At 40.9% G+C, this 25233-nt stretch carries 17 protein-coding genes; 9 read left to right on the top strand and 8 right to left on the bottom strand.

All coding sequences use genetic code 11. The features are described 5' to 3' along the window. Positions 1 to 76 precede the first annotated feature (76 nt). Positions 77 to 2932: a sialidase family protein gene (locus EZJ28_RS09015; protein WP_131397057.1), complete on the top strand. Its 2856-nt coding sequence runs from the start codon at positions 77 to 79 to the stop codon at positions 2930 to 2932. 5 nt (positions 2933 to 2937) lie between these two features. Here the strand turns inward: EZJ28_RS09015 and EZJ28_RS09010 are convergent, their stop codons facing one another. From EZJ28_RS09010 to EZJ28_RS09000, 3 genes are read right to left on the bottom strand one after another with little or no spacing between them, the layout of a single operon-like run. After that, positions 2938 to 3228, bottom strand: a complete 291-nt coding sequence (locus EZJ28_RS09010) for a chaperone modulator CbpM (protein ID WP_131397055.1) — start codon at positions 3226 to 3228, stop codon at positions 2938 to 2940. Between the two features lie 59 nt (positions 3229 to 3287). Further along, entirely contained in the window at positions 3288 to 4211 is a 924-nt protein-coding gene (locus EZJ28_RS09005; RefSeq protein ID WP_131397053.1) for a DnaJ C-terminal domain-containing protein, read from the bottom strand. A 7-nt stretch (positions 4212 to 4218) separates the two neighbouring features. Beyond that, the gene (locus tag EZJ28_RS09000) at positions 4219 to 4707 is read right to left on the bottom strand and encodes a DinB family protein (protein ID WP_165499056.1); all 489 of its coding nucleotides are present in this window, start codon (positions 4705 to 4707) and stop codon (positions 4219 to 4221) included. A 284-nt stretch (positions 4708 to 4991) separates the two neighbouring features. On the opposite strand from EZJ28_RS09000, the gene EZJ28_RS08995 reads away from it, so the two are divergent. The 6 genes from EZJ28_RS08995 (at position 4992) to EZJ28_RS08970 (ending at position 11212) form a co-directional block, all read left to right on the top strand. Further along, positions 4992 to 5708, top strand: coding sequence for a succinate dehydrogenase cytochrome b subunit (locus EZJ28_RS08995; protein ID WP_131397049.1), 717 nt, complete (start codon positions 4992 to 4994; stop codon positions 5706 to 5708). 3 nt (positions 5709 to 5711) lie between these two features. Next, positions 5712 to 7715 carry a fumarate reductase/succinate dehydrogenase flavoprotein subunit gene (locus EZJ28_RS08990; RefSeq protein WP_131397047.1) on the top strand — a complete coding sequence of 668 codons (2004 nt, stop codon included), beginning with the start codon at positions 5712 to 5714 and terminating at the stop codon, positions 7713 to 7715. Positions 7716 to 7784: 69 nt separating this feature from the next. Next, the gene (locus EZJ28_RS08985) at positions 7785 to 8528 is read left to right on the top strand and encodes a succinate dehydrogenase/fumarate reductase iron-sulfur subunit (protein ID WP_131397045.1); all 744 of its coding nucleotides are present in this window, start codon (positions 7785 to 7787) and stop codon (positions 8526 to 8528) included. 82 nt (positions 8529 to 8610) lie between these two features. Continuing rightward, positions 8611 to 9765, top strand: coding sequence for a methionine aminotransferase (locus tag EZJ28_RS08980; RefSeq protein WP_131397043.1), 1155 nt, complete (start codon positions 8611 to 8613; stop codon positions 9763 to 9765). Position 9766: 1 nt separating this feature from the next. Next, on the top strand, positions 9767 to 10402 hold the full coding sequence (gene pdeM, locus EZJ28_RS08975; protein ID WP_131397041.1) for a ligase-associated DNA damage response endonuclease PdeM: 636 nt from the start codon (positions 9767 to 9769) through the stop codon (positions 10400 to 10402). 12 nt (positions 10403 to 10414) lie between these two features. Continuing rightward, positions 10415 to 11212 (top strand): tryptophan-rich sensory protein, encoded by a 798-nt coding sequence (locus tag EZJ28_RS08970; protein WP_131397039.1) that lies wholly within the window; start codon positions 10415 to 10417, stop codon positions 11210 to 11212. On the opposite strand, the gene EZJ28_RS08965 is transcribed toward EZJ28_RS08970, so the two are convergent. Further along, positions 11209 to 12594 carry an NAD(P)/FAD-dependent oxidoreductase gene (locus EZJ28_RS08965; RefSeq protein ID WP_347562585.1) on the bottom strand — a complete coding sequence of 462 codons (1386 nt, stop codon included), beginning with the start codon at positions 12592 to 12594 and terminating at the stop codon, positions 11209 to 11211. The two genes, EZJ28_RS08970 and EZJ28_RS08965, sit on opposite strands and share 4 nt — an antisense overlap. A gap of 111 nt (positions 12595 to 12705) precedes the next feature. On the opposite strand from EZJ28_RS08965, the gene mfd reads away from it, so the two are divergent. Beyond that, positions 12706 to 16089, top strand: coding sequence for a transcription-repair coupling factor (gene mfd / locus EZJ28_RS08960; RefSeq protein WP_131397037.1), 3384 nt, complete (start codon positions 12706 to 12708; stop codon positions 16087 to 16089). An 85-nt stretch (positions 16090 to 16174) separates the two neighbouring features. Here mfd and EZJ28_RS08955 read toward each other — a convergent pair whose 3' ends face one another. Together EZJ28_RS08955 and EZJ28_RS08950 are read right to left on the bottom strand one after the other, a co-directional pair. Next, the gene (locus EZJ28_RS08955) at positions 16175 to 17554 is read right to left on the bottom strand and encodes a DUF5689 domain-containing protein (RefSeq protein ID WP_131397035.1); all 1380 of its coding nucleotides are present in this window, start codon (positions 17552 to 17554) and stop codon (positions 16175 to 16177) included. A 10-nt stretch (positions 17555 to 17564) separates the two neighbouring features. Beyond that, positions 17565 to 20390 carry a TonB-dependent receptor gene (locus EZJ28_RS08950; protein ID WP_131397033.1) on the bottom strand — a complete coding sequence of 942 codons (2826 nt, stop codon included), beginning with the start codon at positions 20388 to 20390 and terminating at the stop codon, positions 17565 to 17567. 145 nt (positions 20391 to 20535) lie between these two features. On the opposite strand from EZJ28_RS08950, the gene EZJ28_RS08945 reads away from it, so the two are divergent. Then, positions 20536 to 21570: an endonuclease/exonuclease/phosphatase family protein gene (locus EZJ28_RS08945; protein WP_131397032.1), complete on the top strand. Its 1035-nt coding sequence runs from the start codon at positions 20536 to 20538 to the stop codon at positions 21568 to 21570. Positions 21571 to 21759: 189 nt separating this feature from the next. On the opposite strand, the gene EZJ28_RS08940 is transcribed toward EZJ28_RS08945, so the two are convergent. Both EZJ28_RS08940 and EZJ28_RS08935 read right to left on the bottom strand, forming a co-directional pair. Then, positions 21760 to 22197, bottom strand: a complete 438-nt coding sequence (locus EZJ28_RS08940) for a hypothetical protein (protein WP_131397030.1) — start codon at positions 22195 to 22197, stop codon at positions 21760 to 21762. An 85-nt stretch (positions 22198 to 22282) separates the two neighbouring features. After that, positions 22283 to 25045, bottom strand: coding sequence for a TonB-dependent receptor (locus EZJ28_RS08935; RefSeq protein ID WP_131397027.1), 2763 nt, complete (start codon positions 25043 to 25045; stop codon positions 22283 to 22285). Positions 25046 to 25233 lie beyond the last annotated feature (188 nt).

Raw genomic sequence — 25233 nt, 5'->3', positions numbered from 1 at the left:
CAATAGCTATAAAAGCAGAATAAAATTTCGAATAACACAAGCTTTTCCTATTTTTAGGCTCTTACTTTAAAAAATCATGAAACACAGCTACAAATTCTTCAGCCTACTTCTTATTTCATTTACATCTGTTTTTTCCCAACAACCCGCGACTTCAGGCAGCGCCCTGAAAACTGGTGTTGAGAAAAAGGAAATGCTTACACAGAAATCTGTTGTAAGGAATATTCCTTTAAAAAACATTGGCCCAACCGTAATGAGCGGTCGGATAACCGATTTCGCGGTGAACCCGGCAGATCCAACTGAATTCTATGCCGCCTACGCTTCCGGCGGATTATGGTATACCGATAACAATGGGACCACCTTCACTCCGGTGATGGATAACAGTCCCACGCAAAATATCGGCGACATAGCCGTGGATTGGAAAAATGGAACTATCTGGGTGGGAACTGGTGAAGTAAACGCCTCCAGGTCGTCCTATGCAGGGATAGGGTTATTGAAATCTGAAGACCAGGGAGAAACCTGGGAATTCATGGGCTTACCGGACTCACACCATATAAGCAGAATTCTCATAAACCCCGATAATGCAGATGAGATCGTTGTAGGGGTCACGGGACATCTGTATTCCCCGAACAAGGAACGCGGAATCTACAAGAGCACTGACGGCGGGAAGACCTGGAGCAATAAGCTTTTCATTGATGAAAATTCGGGGATCATTGACGTGGCCGTCAATCCGGATAATTTTAATGAAATGTATGCTGCTGCATGGGATAAGGATCGCAAAGCATGGAATTTCAGAGAAAGTGGAGAGAACAGCGGCATTTATAAAAGTAATGATGCCGGAGATACATGGACCAAAATATCAACCCAAGAATCTGGATTCCCAACAGGAGATGGCGTCGGAAGAATAGGTCTTTCAGTTTATGATTCAAATACGGTTTACGCTATTGTAGACAATCAGGATCGAAGGGAAAAATCGGAAGATGAAAAGAAAGAAAAAGGTCTTCAAAAGGATGATTTCAAAAAGATGAAAAGATCTGAATTTCTCAAACTCGATGATGAAGAACTTGAATCTTTCCTGAGAGACAATGACTTTCAGGAAAAGTACACAGCCAAATCGGTAAAGGAAATGCTTAGAAAAGGGGAGATACAACCCGAAGATATTGCGGTTTACCTGGAAGATGCCAACTCTCTCCTGTTCGACACTCCGGTGATAGGCGCCCAGGTCTATATGAGTAATGACGGAGGTAAAACCTGGAACAAAACCCACGAAGATTACCTGGATGACGTATACTACAGCTATGGTTATTATTTTGGGATGATACATGTGGATCCTCAGAATAAGGATGCCATCTATATCTATGGCGTTCCAATCCTGAAATCCAAGGACGGTGGAAAGACCTTCAAATCCATCGATGCGGAAAATGTTCATGCCGATCATCACGCGCTTTGGATAAACCCTGAACGTAGCGGTCATCTTATTGACGGAAATGACGGAGGGATCAATATCTCTTACGACGATGGTGAGAACTGGATCAAGAACAACTCTCCTTCTGTAGGACAATTCTATGCAATCAATATAGATAATCAGGACCCTTATCATGTATACGGGGGGCTTCAGGATAATGGTGTCTGGGTAGGACCACACACTAATGAAGAAGATTTTAACTGGCTGGACTCAGGAGATTACGCTTATGACCGTTTGCTGGGTGGCGATGGTATGCAAATAGAAATAGACAGCAGGGACCCCGATATAGTTTATACCGGCTTTCAGTTTGGCAATTATTTCAGAATAAACCGAAAAACCGGCGACAGGTTATATATCCACCCAAAGCATGAATTAGGCGAAAGCCCCTATAGATATAACTGGCAAACTCCCATCCTTCTTTCTCCCCATAACCAGGACATCCTTTATATGGGAAGCAATAAACTAATGCGTAGTATGGATAAAGGAGAAAACTGGACTACGATTTCTGAAGATCTTACCGGAGGAGGTAAAAAAGGTGACGTGCCCTATGGCACACTGGCGACCATTAGCGAATCTCCATTTCAGTTCGGGTTGATCTATACCGGAAGTGATGACGGCTATATCTATCTTACTAAAAATGCGGGAGGCAGCTGGACAAATATAAGTGAAGGGCTCCCAAAGGATCTCTGGGTTTCCAGGGTGATAGCTTCTGAACATTCGAAGGAAAGAGTATACACAACACTTAATGGCTATAGATGGGATGATTTCAGAGCCTATGTATATGTTTCTGAAGACTATGGCAAAACCTGGAAGGATATCAGTTCAAATCTGCCATTATCTCCTGTGAATGTGATAAGAGAAGATCCACATAATGAAAATGTGCTTTATCTGGGAACGGATAACGGAATGTATGTTTCCCTGGATCGTGGACAAAACTGGCAACCCTTCAGCACTAATTTTCCTAATGTAGCTGTTCATGACCTAAGAGTACATCCTGAAGAAAAAGATCTTGTGGTGGGAACCCATGGCCGTTCTATTTATATAGCTGATGTTGCGGCTATTTCAGATATGAATATGGATGAACTTGACACTGCATTGAGTTTATCCTCGGCTCCAGCCATACGTTTTTCTTCAAGATGGGGGAACTCCTACAGTAAATGGATAGATCCTTATAAACCCGCATTAGACTTAACCTGGTATTCAGCAAAAGAAGGCAACGCAAAATTTACTGTAAAAACTGAAGCCGGAGAAAAGGTTCAGGAATTTGAACTGAAGACCGATCAGGGCTTTAATACCGGGAAGTATGACCTAACGATAAGTGAAGCGGCCGCGAAGATGCTTGAAAAAGAGAACGAAAAACTCGATATTGAAAAGGCTGCAGATGAAGAGTTCTATATCCCAAAAGGGAAATACACTATAGAAGTAAAACTTAATGATAAAACCTCCGAAACGGAATTTGAAGTAAAATAAATAGTTTATTCATAAAGACCCAGGCGGTTCTTAAGCCGCCTGTTGTCTTTTTGCAGTTCCCTTATTCTTTTTAAAAGATGATTTATAGCTTCCAGACCTTCCAGGTTTATATCCAGGTCCCGGTGCAGACGTATCATTTTCTCGAAATCCCCCAGGTAATCACAGTGTACATATTCAGCATCCTCAATGGTGATAATCTCAATAATCCCAATCTCTGAAAGGGAACTTACAAACTGATGTTCCACTTCATACCTTATGCAAATTTCCTCGGCCGGAATTAAATCTTCTTTTTTCATCTGTTCTTTTATTTATTCTTAAATATTCAGATGCATTATTATAATTTCTGAGACCTGTTTTATAAACCTGATTTTTTCAGTTCCTCAAATAATTCTCTCTGTTTCGCTGTAAGATGTTCAGGTGTTTTCACTTTATAGGTTATATAAAGGTCTCCAAACTGATTCTCCTTTTTGTATTTCGGGAAGCCTTTTCCTGATAGTTTCACCCTGGCACCATTCTGAGTTCCCGGTTTCACCTTTAATTTTACTTTCCCATCAAAGGTTCTTACATGTATCTCTCCACCCAGAACCGCGGTGGTGAGATCTATCTCTTCAGTGGAATAAAGATTTTCCTTTTCCCTCCTAAAGTTAGTATTGTTAATTATATTGAAAGTGATATAGAGATCTCCTTTAGGGCCTCCCTGCACTCCCGGACCTCCATGCCCCCTTATCTTAATCGTCTGACCATTCTCTACCCCGGCAGGGATCGTAAGACGAATGTTCTTTCCGTTAACGGTAAGGGTATGTTTCTGGCTTCTGTAGACCTCACTTAATCTCAGCTGAAGCTCGGCATTGTAATCCTGCCCCTTAAAATGACCTCCGCGATGTGAGCCTCTGGCCCGTGCACGACCTCCAAACATTTGTTCAAAAAAATCTGAAAAGGTATCCTCATCAAAACTACCTGAATAGCTGTAAGACTGTCCGCCCCCTCCAAAACCTCCACCAAATCCTCCGCCGCTAGCAGCCTGTTGTCTTCTGGCTTCTTCGAACTGGTCTGCATGTTTCCAGTCCTTGCCATATTCGTCGTATTTCTTTCGTTTTTCGGGATCGCTCAGTACCTCATGGGCTTCATTGATCTGTTGAAACCGGGCCTGGGCCGCCTTATCGTCTGGATTAAGATCGGGATGATATTTTCGGGCCAGCCTTCGGTAAGCCTTTTTAATATCGGCTTGAGAAGCCGATTTGTCCAGTTCCAAAAGTTTGTAGTAGTCTATAAACTCCATTTACTGCTTAGCTTTTAAAAACACCAGAATTCTCTTCTTTTCTTTTTAACTGACTTTCGATCAGGCCAATCTGCCCCAGATGGTAAATATCATGCTGGATAATCCCCCTAATAAGGAATTCAAAATTATAATCCTGCCCGTTTACCTTTTCCTCTAAAAAGGAATCATCAGGTTTGGCTTCCAGAAATTTATAGATATTACTCTGGGCAGCTACAAGCCTTCGTTTAAGGGCTTCCCATTCTTCCGGGCTTTTTATTTCTACTATTGGCCAGTCTGTTTCAGAATCTATTTCAATATCATAACCGTTATTGTCGTTCAGTTTTTCAGCGGCAAAGCTTTTCCAGGAAATCAGATGTCCCACGATCTCGGCAACACTATGAGAATCAGGAACACAGGTTTCATACCCGATCTTGTAAGGCACGTTTTCCAGTTTTTTCATCACCGATTCTCCATACCATGGCTCCCCTTCAAAAATTTCAGACAGGGATCTGATCAATTTGTTTGTTCTGTTTTTCATAGGGTAGAAATGAATAAGGAAATTACGAAAATTGAATTTCAGGAGCCGTTAAGCTTTTGCCAAAAACAGCTAAAACCCGCTTGTAGCTTAGTTCCGGAAAGCCGAAGTGGCTAATCATTCAAATCGCTCTTATTCAAAAGTCTCAACAAATTATAAAGTACTTTAAACTAGTTCTAAATAGTCCCTAAAAAGGTTGCCAAAGTTTGTTAAAAATTATTATGAAGTGTACTTTTGCTGGACTTATCAAATAATTCTAAACATTTATGGCGAAATCTGCGCTTTTAAAGTCATCCCTCGCAAAGAAATACTGGATGGCTTTCACCGGCCTTTTTCTGTGCCTGTTTTTAGTAGGACATTTATTCGGAAATCTGCAATTATTAATTCCTGTAAGCGAAGGAGCCCGGGACCAGTTCAATGAATATGCATTATTCATGACCACGAACCCAGCCGTTAAGCTCCTTTCCTATCTTACTTATTTCAGTATTATTTTTCATGCGATTGACGGTATCATGCTTACAATAAACAACAGGAAAGCAAGACCTCAGAGCTATGTAAGCTTTAGGCCTTCAACTAATACCATGTGGTCTTCCAGAAATATGGGAATTCTGGGAACTGTTATTCTCGCTTTTATTGTTGTTCATATGACGATGTTCTGGGGGGAAATGAAATTTGGAGGACTTGACGATACAATCTATACAACTGCAGACGGGATGGAAGTAAAAGATCTTTACACTCTTACTATTAAGACCTTCCAGGATGCTCAATATGGTCTACTTTGGGCCATAGCCTATGCCGTGGCCATGCTGGCGATTGCTTTTCACCTTTCTCATGGTTTTTCAAGCGGATTTCAGTCACTTGGTGTTAATCATCCAAAATACAACGGATTCATCAAAAAGGTGGGAATGGCTTTCGCCGTTCTGGTACCACTCGCATTTGCCGTGATCCCTTTTTATATTCACTTTGTATTAGAAAAAATTTAAGCTATGGGAATATTTGAATCAAACACACCTAAAGGCCCATTGGCAGAAAAGTGGACCAACCATAAAAATGATATAAATCTCGTTAACCCTGCCAACAAACGAAACATTGATGTGATCGTAGTTGGAACCGGACTTGCCGGTGGTAGTGCTGCCGCAACCCTGGCCGAGCTGGGTTACAATGTGAAGACATTCTGCTACCAGGATTCGCCACGTAGGGCTCACTCTATTGCGGCCCAGGGAGGTATTAACGCAGCAAAGAACTATCAGGGTGACGGTGACTCTATTTACCGTCTTTTCTACGACACTATCAAAGGAGGTGATTATCGCTCCAGAGAAGAAAATGTATATCGACTCGCCGAAGTTTCAGGCAACATCATAGACCAGTGTGTTGCTCAGGGAGTTCCTTTTGCCCGTGAATATGGCGGACTTCTGGACAACCGTTCATTTGGAGGGGTACTTGTATCCAGGACTTTTTATGCTAAAGGACAAACGGGACAGCAGTTACTGCTCGGTGCCTATTCTGCAATGAACCGTCAGATCAACCGAGGAAAGATCCAGGCCTTCAACAGGCATGAGATGCTTGATATCGTTAAAGTAGATGGCAAAGCAAGAGGTATCATCGCGAGAGATCTTGTAACAGGTAAACTTGAAAGACATTCGGCTCATGCTGTGGTTATCGCTTCAGGAGGTTACGGAAACGTATTCTTCCTTTCAACCAATGCGATGGGAAGTAATGTTACTGCAAGCTGGAAAATACATAAAAAAGGAGCATATTTCGCAAATCCATGTTTCACTCAGATACACCCAACCTGTATTCCGGTTTCAGGAGACCACCAGTCTAAGCTTACGCTGATGTCTGAATCCCTTCGGAATGATGGAAGGATCTGGGTACCGAAGAAAAAAGAAGATGCTGAAGCGATAAGGGCTGGCAAAAAGAAACCTACCGAGCTTTCAGAAGAAGAAAGAGATTACTACCTGGAAAGAAGATATCCGGCTTTCGGTAACCTGGTCCCACGAGATGTTGCTTCAAGAGCGGCAAAAGAACGTTGTGATGCAGGTTTTGGAGTAAACAAGACCGGAGAGGCTGTTTACCTGGACTTTAGTTCGGCGATCATGCGTTATGGCAAGGAAGCTGCGACTACCCAGAAAATAGATAATCCTTCAGAAGCCAAAATAAAGGAACTTGGAAAACAGGTGGTAGAAGCCAAATACGGTAACCTTTTCCAGATGTACGAGAAGATCGTAGATCAGAATCCATATGAAACTCCAATGATGATCTATCCTGCGGTACATTACACGATGGGTGGTGTATGGGTTGATTACAACCTTCAAACCACAATTCCTGGATGTTACGCTATTGGAGAAGCTAACTTCTCTGACCATGGCGCTAACAGACTTGGAGCTTCTGCTCTGATGCAGGGACTTGCTGACGGATATTTCGTATTACCTTATACCATTGGTAATTATCTTGCCGATGATATCAGAACCGGACCTATCCCTACCGATTCTCCGGAATTTGAGGCCGCCGAAAAAGAGGTACGTGATCAAATTGATAAGCTTATCAATAATAAAGGAAGTAAATCTGTAGACCATTTCCATAAACTTCTTGGTAAGATCATGTGGAACAAGGTGGGAATGGCAAGAAATGCAGAAGGTCTTAAGGAAGCAATCGAAGAGATCAAACAACTTCGTGAAGAATTCTGGAAAGATGTAAAAGTTCCCGGTTCTGCCAATGAGATGAACGCTGAGCTTGAAAAAGCGGGCCGTGTTGCAGACTTTCTTGAACTTGGAGAATTATTCGCTAAAGACGCACTTCATAGAAATGAATCCTGTGGAGGTCACTTTAGAGAGGAATATCAAACCGAAGAAGGGGAAGCCCTTCGTGACGATGAGAACTTTATGTATGTAGCTGCATGGGAATACACTGGTAATCCCGGAGAAGCCATACTTCATAAAGAGAATCTGGAATACGAGAATATAGAAGTAAAAACAAGGAGCTATAAATAATTTGAAAGTTTGAAAATGTGTTAATTCAATTGACTAATTTTCAAATTCTCAGATTTTCAAATTGAAAATATGAACCTTACATTAAAAATATGGCGTCAGAAGAACGCCGACACCAAAGGAAAAGTAGTGACTTACCAGGTTGCAGACATCTCTCCCGATATGTCTTTTCTTGAAATGATGGATGTTCTTAACGAACAGCTTATTGACAAAGGAGATGAACCTGTAGCTTTTGATCATGACTGCCGTGAAGGAATTTGCGGAGCCTGTAGTCTTCAGATAAATGGAGAACCTCATGGCCCTGATCGTGGGATTACCACCTGCCAGCTTCACATGAGAAGATTCAAAGATGGCGACACTATCGTTATTGAACCTTTCCGTGCGAAAGCCTTTCCCGTGATCAAGGATCTTGTGGTAGACCGCAGTTCTTTTGATCGTATCCAGCAAGCCGGTGGGTATATTTCTGTAAATACTTCAGGAAATACTCAGGACGCTAACTCCATTCCAATTGAAAAGGACAATGCAGACATGTCTTTCTATGCTGCGACCTGTATTGGTTGTGGTGCCTGCGTTGCCGCCTGTAAGAATGCCAGTGCTATGCTTTTCACCTCGGCCAAGGTAAGCCAGTTTGCATTACTGCCTCAGGGTGAAGTGGAAGCTGACAGAAGGGTACTCCAGATGGTAGAGCAAATGGACAAGGAAGGTTTTGGTAACTGTACCAACACCGGAGCATGCGAAATCGAATGTCCTAAAGGAATCTCTTTGGAAAATATCGCTAGGATGAACCGCGAATATCTGAAGGCCAGCGTTAAGTAATTAACAATCGTTTAAGCGAATATAGAAGGTCCCGGGCTTTGCAGTCCGGGATTTTTTATGCATTTTAATTAAAAATTAAATAATGGCAGATATCCGGACTATTTCTTCCAAATTACCAGATACCACTCCAAGCATCTTTTCTGTAATGAGCAGGATGGCCAACGAGTACAAAGCCATTAATCTTTCTCAGGGTTTTCCCAATTTTGAAACGGACAGAAAACTGAAAAAACTGGTAACCAGGGCAATGAAAAATGGTTACAACCAGTACCCTCCATCCCATGGAGTAAAGGAATTGAGAGACGAAATCACGAAAAAGATCGCCAATCTCTACGGCAAAGAATACAATGCGGAAACAGAGATAACACTTACCGCAGGGGCAACCCAGGCGTTATATTGCGCAATTACCGCATTTATAAATCCCGGAGATGAAGTCATCGTCCTCAAGCCTGCCTACGACAGCTATGAACCCACGATAAGGTTGAATGGCGGGAAACCAGTGTTGATCCAGCTAAAGGGTGAAAACTATAAGGTTGACTGGAATGAAGTGAAAAGCGCGGTTACCCCAAAGACCCGAATGATCATTATCAATACACCACATAACCCCACGGGAACTGTTCTTTCAGAAGAAGACATGAAAAGACTGGAAAACATCCTGGAAGGTACCGATATCATTCTTCTGAGCGACGAGGTATACGAGCATTTGATCTTTGATAATCTGGAACACCAGAGTGCTTCAAAATTCCCTGGGCTGGCCCAAAGGGCTATTGTATGCGCATCATTCGGCAAGACTTTCCATAATACCGGCTGGAAAACCGGATATTGTGTGGCTCCTGAATATTTGATGAAAGAGATCTGGAAGATACACGAGGTGACGGTCTTTTCTGTGAATCACCCCATGCAGAAAGCTTACGCCGGGTACATTAAAAACCCGGAGCATTACCTGGAACTATCTTCCTTTTATCAGAAAAAACGTGATCTTTTTCTGAATTTAATAGATCAATCCAGATTCAAATTCACTCCTTCTTCGGGCACTTATTTTCAACTTTTAAATTATTCTGAAATCACTCAGGAAAATGATGTGACTTTTGCGGAAAGGCTGGTTAAAGAGCATGGACTGGCTTCCATCCCCGTTTCAGTTTTTAATATTGATCAAAAAGACCATAAACAGCTAAGGTTCTGCTTTGCCAAAACAGATGAAACTCTGGAACAGGCTGCAGAAATCTTGTGTAAACTATAATATGAATCTAAACATAAGGATTAAAAATCGTGATTTCGTATTACATCCTTCCGGCGCTGCTTACTGGCCGGAACAAGAGATCCTGCTTATAGCCGATGTGCATCTTGGTAAGATCTCCCATTTCAGAAAGCATGGAAGCGCCGTCCCGGTGACAGCCATTGCGAATAATTTCAGAAAGATGGATCTTCTGATTAAAGAGTTTGATCCGGAGCATATCGTCTTTTTGGGAGACCTTTTTCACAGTTCCGCTAATATGGAATGGGACATGTTTGAAGACTGGCACTCCAATCTGGACCAGCAGGTACATCTTGTAGCAGGTAATCACGATATCATCTCGCCTCTTAAATATGAAAAACTGGGCATCAGGTTCTTTTCGGAAGTGGAGGTTGATGAATTTCTCCTAAGCCACCATCCTGAAGAACGTGAAGGACTTTTTAATCTTTGTGGTCATATTCACCCTGGATATAAGATGCAGGGGAATGGAAAGCAGGTATTAAAACTTTCCTGTTTCTTCCAAAGCCGGCAGCAGCTTATCCTTCCTGCATTTGGTGATTTTACCGGTAATTACTTTATGCAACCGGAACAGGAAGACCGGGTTTATGCCATAACCGGAAAAGAAGTAATTTTAGTAACCTAAATTTCACCTGACGTGTTAAAGAAACTGGCTATTTTCAATTTTCTGTCGGTTGTATTAAGCCTTACAGTTAATTTTCTGGCTCAAACCGGGCGTATTAATGGGAAGACCATTGGTGAAATAAGCGATAAATATCCCAACCTGTTCACTCCGGCAGATTATGCCTTCTCTATCTGGGGCCTTATATTTATAGGCTTAGTGGCATTTTCAGGTTTTATGCTATATGAGGCTTTCTCAAATGGAAAATATACCGATTTTATAAGGAACACCTCCGGCTGGTTTATAGTCGCCAACATAGCCATGAGTTGCTGGATAATTGCATGGCTAAATGAATATATTGGACTTTCAGTAATCTTTATGTTCCTTATTCTAATAAAACTGCTGAAGATCATCCTCAATAATGATATGGAAAAGTGGGATGCGCCGATACAGACCATAGCATTTTATTGGTGGCCAATCTGTCTTTTTTCCGGCTGGATAAGCGTAGCTGTAATTGCTAATATGGCTTCCTATCTTTCCCTGGTTGGTTGGGATGGCGCTATCTTTTCTGAAGCCGAATGGACAGTTATTATGATAGGCGTGGCAACTATAATTAATCTACTCATGATACACCTACGAAACATGCGTGAATATGCTGCAGTAGGAATCTGGGCATTAGTAGCCATTTATGTTCGACATCAGGGAACTGAAGAATTAATAGCGAAAACCGCAATTGGTGGAGCCATTCTCTTATTACTCAATACGGCATATCATGCCTTTATTAACCGAAAAACCAACCCAGTTTATCGCTTACTTCATGGGGAAAAGATCTAGACCATAAACTTGATATCCCCTGCCCAGCTTGGGTAAGTAAAAATCATCCTTTTTAAGGTTTCACAATCCAGTTTTCCGCACATGGCCATTACGAACATATTGATCATTTCACTCGCTTCGGCACTTACGAGGTGTGCTCCAAGGATAAGGCCTGTTTTTTTATCAACAAGGGTCTTATAGGCATAATAATCGTCATTGATTCGCTTGGCATTGAACCATTCGGGAGCATTTTTCATTTCTACCACAAAATCATAAGCCTTTTCTCTGGCCTGCCTTTCATTGAGCCCTACGGAAGCAAGGTTAGGAAGAGTAAATACCACCGATGGTTGCGGAGGAAAATCCACGGTTTTATCCCGGTTCTTATTCAGAATATTGGCGGCCACTATTCGTGCCTCCTGGGAGGATAAAGGAGTTAGGGGTAAGCCTTCACTTGCTGAAACATCTCCGCATGCATACACATTTTTATTTGAAGGGCTTTGCAGATGTTCATTAACAATAACCCCCTTTTTTGAAAAGTCCACATTTCCCTTTTCCAGATCAAGCTCATCAATAGAGGGAACGCGGCCGGCAGCGTTAACCACCAGTTTGGCCTTAACCGATATTTCCTTTCCTTGACGGTCGGCTTTCACCCTGTAGTTGGTCTGCAATTTCTCTATCTCCTTTACCTGTGCATTAAATATGAACTTTATTCCCAGATCTTCTGAAGCCTTTTGCAGATATTCCACCATATCCTCATCAAAATTATTAAGAGGCCTGGATTCAGCATCAATCATTGTAACATCCACCCCGAATCTGGCAGCAATATGGGCAAATTCCATCCCGATGTATCCAGCACCAATAAAGATCATGCTATCGGGCAATTCTTCCAGTTCAAGAAAATCATCACTAATTATAGGGAGGTCACGGCCCGGTATTGGCAACTCCAATGCTTTATTACCTGTAGCAATAACGATCTTTTTCGCCTTCACCGTTTTACCTTCTACAGACAACGTATTCTCATCCAGAAATTTTGGTGACTGATGGTACATTTTTATTCCAAGGGCTTCCAGATCATTCTCTGTGGCTGCGGGAACTGCCCCGGTAAAGGTGTTTTTGAATTCCATTAGATCGCTCCAGCTTACTTCGGGCATTTTTGTTACACCTTTACCTTTCATTTTTTCGGCCCGGTGAATGATCTCTGTAAGTCCCAGCAGAACTTTTTTAGGATCACAACCACGATTAGCACAGGTTCCTCCAAATTCACGTTTATCGGCAATTGCTACCCTCAAACCTTCTTTCACACATTCCCTGGCGACACTTTTCCCTGCGGTACCGGTACCTATTACAAAAACATCGAATTGTTCAATCCCCATAATTGCAGTGTTTCTGATGAATGTACTCATCCTATCAAAGATTCTGCGTTAGAGAAATGGTAAAATTCAAAAATGCTATATAATCGTTAAAAATGAATTTTTCGGTTGTAAGGCTTTGAGTATGAAATTATCTTTGCGGCAATGAGTATAAATCTTATCGCCAAAAGTTTTGCACAATCCCCGCTGCAGCAGGAATTGCAGAACGCTATTTCCCATTCTGAAAATAAAGCTGAAAAATTACACCTGAAAGGTCTGGTTGGATCAGCACTTTCTTTTGTTATTTCAAATGCCTTTAAAGAGGCTGATCACCCTTTCCTACTGATATTTAATGATAAGGAGGAGGCTGCCTATTACCTGAATGACCTGGAACAGCTTGTAGGAGATAAAAATGTGCTTTTTTATCCCGGAAGCTATAGAAGACCATACCAGATCGAGGAAACCGATAACGCCAATGTTCTGTTAAGGGCTGAAGTGCTTAACCGCATCAACTCCCGAAAGAAACCCGCGATCATCGTAACCTATCCCGATGCGCTTTTTGAAAAGGTGGTCACGCGAAAAGAACTTGACCGAAGCACCTTAAAGATTGCTGTTGGCGATGAACTTTCAATCGATTTTATAAACGAGGTCCTGTTTGAATACCAGTTCAAAAGAGTGGATTTTGTAACGGAGCCGGGAGAATTTTCGGTTCGCGGAGGTATAATTGATGTTTTCTCCTTCAGCCACGACGAACCTTATAGGATAGAGTTCTTTGGAGATGAAGTGGACAGCATCCGGACTTTCGATGTAGAAACCCAGCTTTCCACGGACAAAAAGAAGAAGATCTCTGTGATGCCTAATGTGGAAAACAAGCATCTGGATGAAATAAGGGAGAGCTTTTTAAAATATATTTCAGCCAAAACGGTAATATTCATCAAGAATCTGGACCTTCTTTCGGGGCAAACAGATAAGCTTTTCAAAAAGGCTGAAGAAGCATTCAAAGAACTGTCAAAAGAAGTAAAACACAGTGAGCCCAGGGAATTGTTCTGTAATGCCGAATTACTTAAAAAACAATTGCTGGAATACACTGCCGTTGAGCTTAGCACACAGGCTTACCTTAATCCGAAGAAACAGATAGCCTTCAACACCAAGCCGCAACCTTCCTTTAACAAGCAGTTCGATCTGCTTATTAACGACCTTATTGAAAACCAGGAATCCGGCTATACTAATTTTATTTGCTGCGTAAGTGAACAGCAGGCCAAAAGGTTCCATGATATCTTTGACGATCAGGTACAGGAAGTGAAATATCATACCCCGGTATTCTCAATGTATCAGGGATTTATTGATGAAGATTCAAAAACGGTTTGCTACACCGACCATCAGATCTTTGAACGATATCACAAATTCCATCTAAAGAACGGTTATGCCAAGAAGCAGGCCATCACTCTTAAAGAACTTACCAATCTTGAAGTTGGGGATTATGTAACCCATATAGACCATGGGATCGGGAAATTTGGCGGCCTTCAGAAGATAGATGTAGAAGGAAAAAAACAGGAAGCCATTAAGCTTATTTACGGCGAACGCGATATACTTTATTTAAGTATTCATTCCCTGCACAAGATCTCCAAATTCAATGGAAAAGATGGAAAACCTCCCAAGATCTATAAACTTGGAAGCAGTGCCTGGAAGAACCTTAAGAAAAAGACCAAAGCAAGGGTAAAACATATCGCTTACGACCTTATAAAGCTTTATGCCAAACGGCGACTCGAAAAAGGCTTCAAATATGATCCGGACTCCTACTTACAGCATGAGCTGGAAGCCTCTTTCATGTATGAAGATACTCCCGATCAAAGTTCCGCAACCGAAGCCGTAAAAAAAGATATGGAAAGTGAACGCCCCATGGACCGCCTGGTTTGTGGTGATGTAGGTTTTGGCAAGACTGAAGTTGCTATTCGTGCCGCTTTCAAGGCCGTTGATAACGGAAAACAGGTGGCCGTACTGGTACCAACCACCATTCTCGCGTTTCAGCATCATCAAACATTTACAGAAAGGCTCAAGGATTTCCCGGTTAGGACAGACTACCTGAACCGTTTCAGAACAACTAAAGAACGTAGAGAGACCCTTCAGGATCTGGAAAATGGAAAAGTAGACATAATCATAGGGACACATCAACTCGTTAACAAATCGGTTAAATTCAAGGATTTGGGGCTTCTGATAGTTGATGAGGAACAGAAATTTGGAGTTTCCGTAAAAGACAAGCTTAAGACCATCCGTGAAAACGTGGACACTTTAACCCTTACTGCAACGCCTATTCCAAGGACTTTGCAGTTCAGTTTAATGGCTGCCCGTGACCTTTCAACGATTACAACACCCCCGCCTAACAGATATCCTATAGAGAGCCATGTCATAAGATTTTCAGAGGAGATAATAAGGGATGCCATTTCTTACGAAATTCAGCGTGGAGGGCAGGTATTCTTTATCCATAACAGGGTGGAGAACATCAAGGAAGTTGCAGGAATGATCCAGCGACTGGTGCCCGATGCAAAAATAGGAGTGGGTCATGGCCAGATGGAAGGAAAAAAACTGGAGAAATTGATGTTAAGCTTTATAAATGGTGAGTTTGATGTTCTTGTATCAACCACTATCGTGGAAAGCGGACTTGATGTTTCAGAAGCGAATACGATTTTTATCAATAACGCCAACAATTTCGGGCTTTCTGATCTTCACCAGATGCGTGGCCGCGTAGGTCGAAGTAACAAAAAGGCATTCTGCTATTTTATCACTCCGCCATACTCGGCAATGACTGAAGATGCCAGAAAGCGTATCACAGCTTTGGAACAGTTCTCAGAACTGGGCAGTGGATTCAATATAGCGATGAAGGACCTGGAAATAAGGGGCGCAGGAGATCTCTTAGGGGGCGAACAGAGCGGTTTTATAAACGATATTGGGTTTGACACTTATCAGAAGATCCTTAACGAAGCGATAGAAGAATTAAAAGAGAACGAATTCAGGGACCTGTATGCTGAAACTGAAGACCTGGAGCATAAGGATTTTGTAAAAGACACCCAGATCGACACTGATTTTGAGCTACTCTTCCCTGATGACTACATCAACAATATCACGGAAAGGCTTAATTTATATACCAAACTGAACGAGCTTAAGAATGAAGAAGAACTTCAGAAATTCGAAGAAGAGCTTGTAGACAGGTTTGGAGAATTACCAGTACAAGCGGTAGACCTTCTCAATTCGGTGCGATTAAAGTGGATCGCCTCACATATGGGTCTTGAAAAGATCGTAATGAAAAAAGGGAAACTGGTAGGTTATTTTATTTCCGATCAGAAATCAAGGTTCTACCAGACACAGAATTTCACCAGAATTCTCCAGTATGTTCAGTCGCATTCACAAACCTGCCAGATGAAGGAAAAACAAACCAGGAATGGTCTGCGTCTATTACTGACTTTTGATAGAATCACCTCTGTAGAAAAAGCGCTGAAAGTATTAAAACCACTGGATTTTAGGGAGAAGAATGAAGAAGAGAAGATTAGTTAAATTCTTCTTCATGCTGAACTTGTTTCAGCATCTTTTAAAAATATATTACGAAACCCTGAACCAAGTTCAGGGTGACGAAATAAATCTAATCCCCTGTTACCCTGACATTATCCAGGTCATAAGTCGTAGTCTTATCCGGTGCCGAGCCCAGGTACCTGAAAGCTATCCAGACCTTACCATCAAGGCATGAAATATCAATTTTAGATCTTGTAAAAACCCGGGAATTACTACCTGAAGGCCCAAGAGGAATATCAGCATCCAGCTGGGTCCATTCTGTAGTGAGAGGATCACCCGTGAAACTGGTTGTCACAAAGACTTCCATCAACAGACCTTTATCATAAGACGACATGATATCAAAACTGAGCACTTCATCAACTGAACTATCCAGATTGATAAGCGGAGTCACCAGCCAGGCTTCAAGCGGACTTTCTATTGTATTATAGGCAGAGATCCTTAATAGTCGATTACCGGCCGAAAGTGTTGGTTTGAATTTCACCTCACCTCCACTTACATTTTCATTGATCCAGCGCCGTGAATTAAGTATCGTATTGGAAGTAACTCCTTCGAAATTCTCTTCGAATATGATTTTTGAACCTTCAGTTAAATTTTCTCCGCAATCAAGATAAACCGGATCACAACGGGAAGCGTTCATATCTAACTTATCGGGAGAATTTACCATAATCACATAATGTTCATCAAAAAAATCACGGGTCAAAATTCCTTCTACACTTCCCGAACCCTCGGGAATCAGGAGGGATTTAAAATTTGAGAAGGAACTCGTACTTAATAAAACGGTCTCTCCTGTTTCACAACTTTCAAGTTGTCGTTCTCCGTCATACTGGTCAGCAGGATTGGAAGCAAATGAATAGACTTGATCTTCTTTTACCAGATTGCGGTCAAACTGAACATTCTCTAATTTTATGTAGAGGTTCTTCATTTCCGAAGAGAAATCAGAAATTTTAATTGGAATGGGGGTTATCTCAGAAGTCTCTTCAGTCCGGATCACATGGTCATCGATAAGGGAATTAGGAATTACCACAACGTCTCCCCTGTTCTGAATTCCTAATTGTAAAACCCCATTATTATACCAAAGGCTTAGCCCATCTAGCTTTACATATACCTTTCTTCCAAAATTGAAGGTTTCAAAAAGAGAATTATGATCAAGAAGAAGCTGAATCCCGGAAACAGGATTGGATGGCTTATCCTGAATGATCAATTCCTTATAGAAATTCCCACCTGAATCATCAGAGATAACGTACCCGGAAAACCAGGTATTAGTTCCATGAAAGGTATAGATCTGTCCGGTACTGAAATTATAATTACCTTTTACCGCTTCTATACTGGTAAGATTTCCATTGATCTCTACCTGCACCTTATCCAGTTCAGGCAATTCAAAATCATCGGTCTTCACACAACCAAAACCAGCCAGTAAGATCAATAACATTCCTGTTTTAAAAATCTTCATATTCATCTGCTTAAAATCTTAAATAAACATTTGCGAAAAAGGTAGTCCCCTGACCGTACCAGTATTTAGGAGCGAAAAGTGGCAGCTCTCTGCTCATATCTTCTTTCAAACTCCGGTAATTTGCATTCCTCCCCTGCTCATAACCTCCACTTTTATAAAGCACATTGAAAATATTATTAAGACTGATAAAAGTTCCCAGATATTTATCCCTGATCCTCCAGGATTTACCTCCTACAGCATTCACCAGGAGATAATCATTAAATTTCTCCTGTTTCAGAAGTTCTGACGCAGTCACGGGATCATATTCCAGCAAGGCTAAACCGTCATAATCCCTCTGGAAATTTGCAGTTCTGGTTAACGGATTTATATCTATGAATGCATTCGAAAAATAGTTGAGTGTTGTGCCGAACCACCAGAAATCCGGATCACGATATTCGAATCCAATTTGAGCTGCGGTCTGGGGTCCGCCGGGGAGATGATAATTCTTTAAATAGGCTTTCCCGTAATCGAGATTTGAAGAGAATGTCGAAGAACTTAAGGTCAGACTGGGATTGTTGGAATGGATATATTCGCCAAGGGCCAGTGCCGATTTGATCTTGATCGTCGAAGTTATTTGGGATTCCGCCCCTAATTCGAGACCATAGTATCGCTTGTCCATACCGCTCAAAACTTCCTGTACAAAAGCAGTAGTATTTTCCCTTTCCAGACCTGAAAGTCCGTCAGCAAAATAATAGGAAACTTCTGTGATATCTGAGATTTCCGTATAGTACCCGGTTAATCGGAAATTCAGCAATGAAGAACGATAGCGATATGAAACATCGCCTGTCATTATCCTTTCTTTATCCAGATCAGGAACCAGAAAATTGTTTTGTCTTGGATTTAAAAATGCATTCCTAATACCGGGAGCCTTGTGAAAATATCCTGCATTTACTTCAATATTTTGTCTGCCTGATATTTTGTAAACAGCTCCAGATTTAATCCCGAAATTTAGAAATTCGGCAACTTCGCTATTACCTAATGAATTATCCGGAAAAACACCATTCTGATAGTTCCCCGTTCTCTGGTAACTGATTGCCTCCAGGTTTCCACTCAGATAAGCTTCCCAATTTCGGTTCGTCCATTGTAACTGACTAAACAGTTCAGCCTCCTCGGCCTGGATCTTATAATTATACTTGTAATGTTCATTTTCGGTAACAAGACGATTAAGATTCTTCAGATCACTTTGAGCGGCCAGGCCGGGAGTATTACCTACTTCATCCTGAACGAAAATATCTATATCCAGGAAATGATCGCCTCCCAGGAGGTCTTTAATCCTTGCATAATTCTGACTTTGAAGTCGGCTGAATCGTATGGCAGAGTTCAATTTTAAATTCTTCCTTATTTCCAGGCTAAGAATAGAATTAGCAGATAACTGAGAATCCTCATTCACATCTTCAGCAAGTGCATAAACAGTATTCTGAACATTTTCGGCAGCGGTTAGATTAGCTGAATAAAGTGAAATCCAATCGAGCTGCCCATTTTCGTTGATTTCATTCTGAGCACGATAAGCGGATTCAAAATTCTGATTGTTGGAAAACCTCAGGAAATATGAAGGCAGTTTTTGATAATAAACAGGATCGGGATTCGCTCCACCTCCATAAAAGGAATTTTGACCATTTGCTGTGTTCAATGTGGTCCCTCCGTAGTCTATCCTTGAATTCGCTGTTTCCCCAAATTGATAAGAAAGATTGGTATTCAATAAAGCCTTTTCTGAAATTGCCCAGAAATGATTTAACATCAAAACCGGTTCTTTGGTCTCCCGAATGCGGGAATTTCTTATCTCCCCATTCTGATAACCCCAATAAGGATTATAGGTTCTGCCCTTCAGCTCGAAGACTTCTTCGGTCATAGCCGCTGAGCGCCCCCGGATATTAGGTGTATAGAAAGCACTAAAATTAAGTGAGTGTTCTTCTTTCAGTTTTTTTTCGACAGAAACAAACAAAGAGTTAGCATCATATATGGTTCCATCCATATATCCTTCGGCGGCGTACCGGCGCCCCACCGACAGGGCATAATACCATCTATTTTTCTCTTCACCGGAAGCATAGGTTGCCATCAATCGGCCGGTATAACTCCTATTGGAACCTGCAAAAGATAACCGGCCGCTCTTCTGATATCTGGATGCCCGCATAATAATATTAGTGGTACCACCCAACCCGCCAAACTGGTAATCATTAGCCGCAATTCCATTTGTAAAAACCTGGTTTCGCTGCACATCATTAAGTCCGCCCCAATTACTCCATTGGGGGCGACCGTCATAGAGTTTGTTCATTTCGATACCATTGATCAGGATTTTTCCATATTCCGAACCCAGACCTCGTGGACGGAAGAAAGTCTGACTAAAATCAAACGCAACAGCGTTTAAAAAGACGTCCCTGCTGGATTGAAGGATACCAGAAATATTATCGAATTCACTTTCGGCCAAAAGCAATTCGGCATCTGACAGACTAATGCTAACCTGTTGATTTTGCTCAAAAGCAGGGTCAGGCTGGAGAAGGATTGTTCCAAGGTCTTTTCCAACAGTTTGAATATTAACGGGAATCCGTTTCAGCAGGTAGCCAACTTTGTCAATTCTCAAAACATATTCAGCAGGCTGAATATTTTCCAGCTCCAGCTGGAATTCACCATTGGAATCTGAAATAACTTCTGTAAAATAACTTTCGAAAGAAACTTTTACCTGTGGTAAGGGCACTTCGGTAAAGGCATCTGCAAACCTACCTGAGATGGTGATTTGCTGGGAATTCATTGACATGCCTGAAAGCATGATCATGAAGACCAGAATAACCTTTATGTTCATTTAATTGCCCCAAAATATTTTTGATAAAATTCAAGAGATCAAATATATAATAAACTAATTTTCAGTACTTTAAAAATGTTATAAATTTTTAGAAAATTTGAGAAAATACTTGATATGCCTATTCAGAAACCTGATAATTCTGAGTATGCAACTGTCGCTTTTTAATCTGTTCGCTCAGGAAAAAAGGGAATACCAGATAGCGACCATCGCATTTTACAATGTAGAGAACCTATTTGATATTGAGGATAATCCGGAAACTTTTGACGATGACCGAACTGCTGGAGGAAAAGATGTATGGACGGCAGAAAAATACACCAGGAAAATTGAGAACATAAGTCGCGTTCTTTCCGAAATTGGCTGTGACGTAAATCCTGAACCGCCGGCGATAATTGGCCTGTGTGAAATTGAAAACAGCAAGGTACTCGAAGATCTTATCGCTCATCCAAATTTGGATAAATACAAATATGGAATAATCCACTTTGACTCTCCGGACGAAAGGGGCGTTGATGTGGCACTTTTGTATCGAAAACAACACTTTACTCCTATGGATTCCAAAAACAGGCGACTGTTGATCTATGAAGCCGAGAACCCCTCTAAAAGAGATTATACACGGGACCAATTGGTGGTGACCGGACTTTTGAACAAGGAAGAGATAAATTTTATCGTAAATCACTGGCCATCCCGGGGCGGTGGAGAAGCAAGAAGTGCTTACAAAAGAGAAAAGGCTGCACTTCTCAATAAAAGGATTATTGACTCTCTTGTAAATGGTAATCCCGAAGCTAAGATCATCAGCATGGGAGATTTCAATGATGATCCAACCAACAAAAGCTTTAAAAAGATCCTGAAAACAGAAGCTGCTAAGAACCAACTAGCGGAAAATTCTCTTTATAACCCAATGGAAAGTATGCTTAAAAGTGGAATTGGAAGCCTTGCCTATCGGGATTCCTGGAATTTATTCGACCAGATCTTTATGACTGCAAACCTTGTAAACAATAGTGATGAAGGATTCCAGTACTATAAGGCGGGCATCTTCAATAAACCCTATCTAGTTACTCAGAATGGTCAATTTAAAGGTTATCCATTCAGGACCTATGGATACTCGGGATATGAAGGAGGATACAGTGATCATTTCCCGGTATATATTTATCTGATAAGACCAATAGATTCCAATGGAAAGTGAGGAGGTTCTATATGTCAAGCTGATCTTGTTTAAGCTTCTTTTCAAAATTTTATCACCAGCCCCCGAAACAATCCCGTTAACTGTCGGGGCAGGATAACTTTGGAAAACAAAAAGCTCCGGAAAATCCGGAGCTTTAATTATGGAATTATCACATTTCAACAGGTTCAATGTGACAAATATTTTTCCTGGTTAGAACCAGGCAGACCATGGGATCCTGGAAAGCATTACTACGAATGCGAGTCCGTAGAAAATAGCAAGAGCCTTGAATTTTGGTCTTGAGGTTAGTTTCTTTTTATGTTTTGAATATCCGATCGTGATAAGAGCGATCGCGATGATCATCATTAGCGGATGTTCAACATTGTAAAGCCTTAATACGGAATCACCCATAACACCGCCCATTCCTTCTTCGGCCCACATTTCAAAATAAGGCGTAAGAAAGTACAGAATTATACCTATAAGGAACTGGATATGGCTAACGATAAGGGTAAAAAGTGCAATTCTGAAATTAGTGGCAGAATATTCCTTATTGGCCGCAAAGCCAATAATGCCATTAAAACTAGCGACAAGCAACATAAAAAGAACCAGATAGGCCCAGTATGAATGAATAAACTGAATTGTTTCGTACATGATAGATTAAATTTTGCTAAATATAATTAAACATAAAAAAAACGTCCCATTAAATGGGACGTTTTTAGTCTTATATTATTTCTATTTAAAATCTGAAAGCAACACTTGCATTCCAGGATCTACCCCAACCAAAGAAAACATTGTTTCTGGTATTTACACCATTCCATGTTTCATCGCCAGGACCAGCTGACCTGTTTGTTAGAGACTCAGAAATGTAAATATTATCTGTAACATTATTAACATTTACTCTAAAAGTAAGTCTATTTTCTCCCAGATCCAGACCATATGATGCTCCAAGATCCAGTAGCCCGTATGAAGGTAATTCAAACACCTGGAAATCTGAATCCTCCGCATCGGTAGCATCATAGGAAGCATATAAATTATCTGCGAATCTATAAGTTCCATCAATACTTAAGTTATCCAATATCTGATAATCTGCACCTAAACTGGCAGTGAACTGAGCAGCATTTCCAACTTTTACTCCATCCAAATTTAGGACTGAATCCTCAGCTCCAGGGATTGGATTTTGATTTTCATCGAGATAAGAAACATTTACATCATCTTTATATTCCCAGTTACCAATGGAAAGCATTCCATTCCATCTGAATTTATCACCTATTCTACCGTACAGATCAAATTCAACACCCGTATGCACCTGAGTAACTCCTAATATATTAGCCACCCCTCTTATTTCATCATCGGTATCCTCGAAGAATGTAGTAGAGGTTGTTTCAAATCTATCGGCCCACGAAGTTCTATATAAATTAACGTTGGCATTGAAGAACTGAGATCTGAAACCATAGCCCAATTCAACTCCAAATACCTGCTCATTGGTTAAATTTGGGTTTTTCTCATTTGTATCATTCAGATAAACAGCATCAAATAGAGGTTGCTTAGAGTAGTATCCAACATTTCCAAAAACGTTATGTTTTTCGTCAATGTTAAAATTCAAACCACCTTTTATATTACCCCCAAGAATATTTTCCCAATCTGTTTCTTCGTTACCCTCATCATATAAGAAATAATCTTTTCTCTTAAATCCTTGATTGGAAATAGCACCCTGAACAAAAGCTGAAATCTGCTCACCTACATATTCTAACTGAGCAAACGCCCCTTGCCAGTGAACATAGCCTTCATTATAATAATCTATTTTCTCCTCATCATCAATACTTTTAAATACATTTAAAGTATTTCCTACAGTAGGCTCATAAGTTTCAGAAAGGAATCTATATGGATTCGTCTTATTATCATTGTCTACGTAGATATCTCCTCCCATTAAATCAACCATTCTTCTATAATGGAAACCTGTATAGGATCTTAAGTCAACTCCAAAATCAAGGGTAAGCTGATCATTGATTTCTTTTTGATAATTAGAAATAAGACCAAACCAGTTATGTGAATTGATAGAAGATCTTCTTGTGATACCATTTTCAGCTCCATAAATATGACCTGCATCACTAACAAAATTAGACGGTCTTTCGTTTCCGTTTACAAAAGAACCCTGATAGTCATTACCGCCACCAGTATATCCTTCTCTAGTCCCTCCAAAATCCGGAACATTCTGACCTGAATTATAGGCGAAAATATCATCGATTCTTAGTAATCCATCGTCTGTCTTTGGAAGGGAATAATATCTATCTCCGTCAATTCTTCCAATAGGACCTATAGACCCACCACGTCCAAAAGAAGCATATGCACTAGTTGTAAGTTTAGAGTCTAAGTTTATATCCCACTCCCAGCTAAGAGAAGCTACAGGCTTATGGTAGAAGTTACCTGCAAATGTATATTCCTCTCCATTTCTATACCCAAATTCTGGATTATATCTTTCATTTGGCTCTCCATTTTCTCCATACTCAAGGTAGCTACCTAAGCTGGTGAAAAAACTTCTCTGGTTATGTTGCTGAGGTGCACCAGTTAACATGAAATTGAAATCATGCGAATCATTGGGTCTATATCCAGCACCGATAAAGTAATTATAACCTTCAAACTCGGTTCCATTTACATAGCCATCACCTGAAGTCCTGCTTAAAAGGAAAGATCCAGACCAGCCATTATCATTAAGACCAGTATTATAAGAGGCGATCGTCTTAAGATAACTATCGTTACCTACACTAGCTTTAACAAAGCCACCTTCAGATCTTTCTGCTGAACGGGTCACCACATTAATAGTACCCCCTACTGAAGAAACAGCAAGCTTAGAGGATCCAAGACCTCTTTGAACCTGAATAGCTGAAGCCACATCACTTAATCCTGCCCAGTTACTCCAGTAAACTGCACCATTTTCCATGTCATTTACAGGAATACCGTTGATCATAACAGCAGAGTTCTGGGTATCAAACCCACGAATAGTGATACGTGAATCTCCAAATCCACCTCCCTGCTTGGTGGCATAGATCGAAGGTGTAGTATTCAATATTTCCGGGAATTCCTGGTTACCAAGTTTCTCCTGAATAACCTGTGATCTAATAGTAGAAACCGCAACTGGAGTCTGTCGATCTTTTGCAAGATCTACCACCCCTGTAATCACTACTTCAGATAGTGCATTCGCATCCGCATTTAACATGATCTGTCCAAGATCTTGAGTCTGTCCGCTAGATACGTTAAAAGCTACAGTTTTGGTCTGATAGCCAACGAAACTGATACGAACCTGTCCAGATGAATCTTCAACATCAATGCTAAAGTTTCCATCAAAGTCAGTCATTGTACCTTGTTGTGTACCTACCACCATAACGTTAGCGCCTGGCAGCGGTCCATCCATTTCAGAATCAATTACCGTTCCGGTAATAGTTCCCTGAGCGAAAATTGTAGCAGACGTTAAGAACATCGCTAACAGTAATAATTTCCTCATTTTTTACTAGTTTGTGTTTGATTAAAATTCGATGCAAAAAAAGCTAATTCTCACGTAACTACCATTACTAAATTGTTAAGATTTTTAACTTTTTATCCACTGCGTCAGGAAACTAGGATTTGTAATCGGGCCGAAAATCCTGTTATTACTCTATTCACATTCTTATCCCTCTAATATTCAATTTGTTA

The sequence above is a fragment of the Gramella sp. KN1008 genome (assembly GCF_004332155.1).
Taxonomy (GTDB): Bacteria; Bacteroidota; Bacteroidia; order Flavobacteriales; family Flavobacteriaceae; genus Christiangramia.
This window is presented reverse-complemented; position numbering and strand designations above follow the sequence as displayed.